5 protein-coding genes and 1 pseudogene are annotated in these 3,958 nt (G+C 71.2%); 4 read left to right on the forward strand and 2 right to left on the reverse strand.

Features of this window, described 5'->3' with window-relative positions:
- Positions 1-315: pseudogene (locus ABT085_RS44730) on the forward strand (hypothetical protein); the annotation flags it as partial.
- A gap of 85 nt (positions 316-400) precedes the next feature.
- Complete coding sequence (locus ABT085_RS44735; protein WP_351622514.1) at positions 401-826, forward strand: acyl-CoA thioesterase; 426 nt, start codon at positions 401-403, stop codon at positions 824-826.
- A gap of 69 nt (positions 827-895) precedes the next feature.
- On the opposite strand, the gene ABT085_RS44740 is transcribed toward ABT085_RS44735, so the two are convergent.
- Positions 896-1,297 carry a winged helix-turn-helix transcriptional regulator gene (locus tag ABT085_RS44740; protein WP_351622516.1) on the reverse strand — a complete coding sequence of 134 codons (402 nt, stop codon included), beginning with the start codon at positions 1,295-1,297 and terminating at the stop codon, positions 896-898.
- 100 nt (positions 1,298-1,397) lie between these two features.
- Here ABT085_RS44740 and ABT085_RS44745 point away from each other — a divergent pair, with 100 nt between their 5' ends.
- The gene (locus ABT085_RS44745) at positions 1,398-2,864 is read left to right on the forward strand and encodes an MFS transporter (protein WP_351622519.1); all 1,467 of its coding nucleotides are present in this window, start codon (positions 1,398-1,400) and stop codon (positions 2,862-2,864) included.
- 227 nt (positions 2,865-3,091) lie between these two features.
- Positions 3,092-3,844, forward strand: coding sequence for a chitosanase (locus tag ABT085_RS44750; RefSeq protein ID WP_351622521.1), 753 nt, complete (start codon positions 3,092-3,094; stop codon positions 3,842-3,844).
- A 20-nt stretch (positions 3,845-3,864) separates the two neighbouring features.
- Here ABT085_RS44750 and kdpF read toward each other — a convergent pair.
- On the reverse strand, positions 3,865-3,958 hold a 94-nt coding region (gene kdpF / locus ABT085_RS44755), incomplete at its 5' end, for a K(+)-transporting ATPase subunit F (protein WP_351622524.1).

Raw genomic sequence — 3,958 nt, forward strand, 5'->3', positions numbered from 1 at the left:
GGACTGCTGGAGCTGCGTCGGATGACCAGTCCGGGCGGCACCACGGAGCTGCCCTGCGGCTGGGAGCGAGCGCATCTGGTGCGGGCGGCCGCGCTCGCCCTGGAGGCGGCGGGTCACCGGCCGGCGGGCCCGGACACGGCCGGCTACCGGGTGCGCGCGACCCCGCAGCCGGACGCCGTCGCCGTGCACGAGCCGGACGGCGAGGCCCTGCGGGCGTGTGCGCTGACCCTGGAGAAGGCGGGCTGGCAGGCCGGCGAACACACCGACCCCCGGACACGGGACCGCTATCTGCTGGCATCCCCGCGCCGGGTCTGACGCCCGTGTCAAGATCGGCGTACCGGGCACCGACGCGCACGACGGCGAGAGCTCGACGACGCGAGTACGACGACAGGGAGTTGCAGTGAGTGAACCGTTTTCCGTGCGGGTGACCGTCCGCGGTTACGAGACGGACGTACAGGGCCACCTCAACCAGAGCGTGTACCTCAACTACGCGGAGCACGCCCGCTGGTCGTTGCTCAAGGCGGCCGGCATCAGCCAGACGGGGCTGGTGTCCACAGGGGTCGGCCCGGTCGCGCTGGAGACGACCATCCGTTACCGGCGTGAGCTGCTGGCGGGTGACGAGGTCGAGGTGACCTGCGCGTTCATCTGGGGCGAGGGCAAGACCTTCCGGATCGAGCAGGCGATCCGCCGGACGGACGACGGCACGGTGGCGGCCGAACTCACCGGGGTCGGCGGACTGATGGACCTCAAGGAACGCAGGCTGGTGGCGGACCCGCGCAAACACTTCCGGACACTGGCGGCGGACCCGGCCCTGTTCGGACTGTGAGCCGGAGCGCACCGGACCGGGCCGCCCGACCGCCCAACTGTCCGTCCCGGAGCACCGGCCGGCTGCGGCCTACGCGTCGGTCAACTCCGGGTTGTGCTCGACGTCGTAGGCCGCACGCGCCTCGGCGATGTACACCCGGTTGCGTTCGGCCCAGTCGGTCAGCCGTTGCAGGGTCTCGTGCAACTCACGGGCGACCGGGGTGAGTTCGTATTCGACCTTGGGCGGCACCGTCGGATGCACGGTGCGCGTCAGCAGCCCGTCGCGCTCCAGGTTGCGCAGGGTGAGGGTCAGCATGCGCCGGCTGATGCCCTCGATGCTGCGCTCCAGTTCGGTGAAGCGGATCGGGCCGTGCGCCGCCGCCACCAGGATCTGCACGCTCCATTTTCCGGAGACCCTGTCAAGAACCTCACGGACCGGGCAGGCGTGCGCGTTCACGACCTGGGCGGTAACACCGGTGTTCCTCTGGGACATCGGACTGCCTCCTTACCTCGGCCTCCACGGTCACCCACGATGTACTCCGTTACAAGTCGTGCACCAAGGGTTTTCCCGAGAATACGGAGACCGGCAGACCATGTCGACCACGGCTCAGACACCGAAGCAGCCGGCACCGCCCCGGACCCGTCACCGCACCCACCCCCGCGCGCACTCCCGCTGGTCGGCGCTGGCCGTCCTGTGCGCGGGCACGCTGATGACGATCCTGGACGGCAACATCGTCACCGTGGCGATGCCCGCGATCCAGAGCGATCTCGGCTTCGACGGACCGGGCCTGGCCTGGGTCGTCAACGCGTACCTGATCCCCTTCGGCGGACTGCTGTTGCTGGCGGGCCGGCTCGGCGACCTGCTCGGCCGCAAGCGGATGTTCGCGACCGGGCTCGCCGTGTTCACCGCGGCCTCCGTGCTCTGCGGGGTCGCCACCGGCCGGGAGACGCTGATCGCGGCGCGGGCCCTCCAGGGCGTCGGCGGGGCGATGACCACGGCGGTGGTACTGGGCATGCTGGTCGCGCTGTTCCCTGAGCCGCGGGAACAGGTGCGCGCCATCGCGGTGTTCAGCGCGGTCGGGGCGGCGGGCGGGGCCCTCGGCACGTTCCTGGGCGGGGCGCTGACCCAGGCACTGAACTGGCACTGGATCTTCCTGATCAATCTGCCGATCGGCCTGGTCGCACTGCTCGCCGCGGTCCGCGTCCTCGCGCCCGAGCCGGGCACCGGCCTGCGCGAGGGCGCCGACTTCCCGGGAGCCGTGCTGGTCACCGGCGCGCTGACGCTCACGGTCTACGTCATCGTCGGGGCCGGCGGCCGGGCACTGACGGCCACGCTGCTGCTGTCGGCGCTCGCCCTCGTCCTCCTCGTGGCGTTCACGCTCCGCCAGGCGCGCACGGCACGCCCGCTGCTGCGGCTGCGGCTCTTCGGTTCACGGCTGCTGAGCGGGGCGAACGCCGTTCAGGTCCTGATGATCGCCACGATGTACGGCTTCCAGTTCATCGGCGCGCTGTACGTCCAACGCGTCCTCGGATACGACGAGTTGACCACCGGTACGGCCTTCCTGCCGGCTCCCGTCACGATCGGGGTGCTGATGCTGGGCCTCTCGGCGCGGACCGTCGGCCGGTTCGGCCCGTACCGGGTGCTGCTCGCCGGACTGGCCCTCGTCGTCGCCGGAATGGCCCTGCTGAGCCGTGCTCCCGTCGACGGCTCGTACGCCGGGGACGTCCTTCCCCCCATGCTCCTGCTCTCCGTCGGATTCGCCGCCGCGATGCCCGCGCTGACCGGGCTCGCCATGTCGGAAGCGCGGCCGGAGGACGCCGGTCTGGCCTCGGGCCTGTTCAACACCACTCAGGTGGTGGGCGGTTCGCTGGGCTTCGCGGTGCTGTCGACGCTCGCCGCCGGTCACACCGCCGGACTGGTCGAGCAGGGTGCGCAACTCGTCCCGGCAACCGCGGAGGGCTACCGGCTGGCGTTCCGGGTGGCGGCGCTGATCGCGACGGGCGCGCTGACGCTGGCGGCGACGGTACTGCGTCCACGCGCCGCACGGGCAGCCGACTGACCGCCGGTGATACGCGGGCGCTGCACGGGTGCGGTTGCCGGGAACCGTCATGAATCCGACTGTTCATATGTTCTTCGACTTACGGTGATTTCCTGCGGCCGTCCTCGCACGTTCCCCAGTCGGTGTGCACCCGCCCGCCCTTCACAGCGCCCCTCTTTGGAGACGACGTGCCGTTCTTCCGCAGAATCACCGCCCGCCGCACCCTGCTCGCCGTTCTCGGCACGGCGATGGTGACCGCCGGATGGCCCTCGGCCGAGGCGGGCGCCTCGCCGCGGGGGCTCGACGACCCGGCGAAGAAGGACCTCGCCATGCGGCTGGTCTCCAGCGCGGAGAACTCGTCCCTGGACTGGGAGGCGCAGTACGGGTACATCGAGGACATCGGCGACGGCCGCGGCTACACCGGCGGCATCATCGGTTTCTGTTCCGGCACCAGCGACATGCTGGCCCTGGTGGAGCTGTACACCGCGCGGGTCCCGGGCAACGTCCTGGCCGGCTACCTGCCCGCGCTGCGCGCGGTCGACGGCAGCGGTTCCCACACCGGCCTGGACCCCGGCTTCCCGGCCGCCTGGCGCACGGCGGCCAAGTCGTCCGCCTTCCGCAGGGCCCAGCGCGACGAGCGCGACCGCGGCTACTTCGACCCGGCGGTGACGCGCGCGAAGCAGGACTGTCTCGGCACGCTCGGCCAGTTCGTCTACTACGACGCCATGGTCATGCACGGCCCCGGCACGGACGCCGTCAGCTTCGGAGGCATCCGCGAACGGGCCCGGCAGCACGCGGTCACCCCCGCGGACGGCGGCGACGAGACGACGTACCTGAACGCCTTTCTCGACGCCCGGGTCCGGGCGATGAAGCAGGAGGCCGCCCACAGCGATGTGAGCCGGGTCGAGACGGCCCAGCGCGTGTTCCTGCGCGAGGGCAATCTCGGGCTCGCCACACCGCTCAAGTGGAAGGTGTACGGGGACAGTTACGAGATCGACTGAGTCGGCCGCCGGCGCGGTCATCAGAACTTCTCCGGCTTGATCAGGGCGACGATCAGGTAGGCGAGCAGGGCGACGGCGGCCGCCGCGGGCGGCTGTGTCCTGCTGAGCGCCGAG

The organism is Streptomyces sp. NPDC002265 (assembly GCF_040296125.1).
Lineage (GTDB): Bacteria > Actinomycetota > Actinomycetes > Streptomycetales > Streptomycetaceae > Streptomyces.

Excerpts from the sequence above, each read along its gene's own strand:
- ABT085_RS44740 (WP_351622516.1), bottom strand. The coding sequence starts at position 1,297 with ATGTCCCAGAGGAACACCGGTGTTACCGCCCAGGTCGTGAACGCGCAC.
- ABT085_RS44745 (WP_351622519.1), top strand. The coding sequence starts at position 1,398 with ATGTCGACCACGGCTCAGACACCGAAGCAGCCGGCACCGCCCCGGACC.
- ABT085_RS44750 (WP_351622521.1), top strand. The coding sequence starts at position 3,092 with ATGGTGACCGCCGGATGGCCCTCGGCCGAGGCGGGCGCCTCGCCGCGG.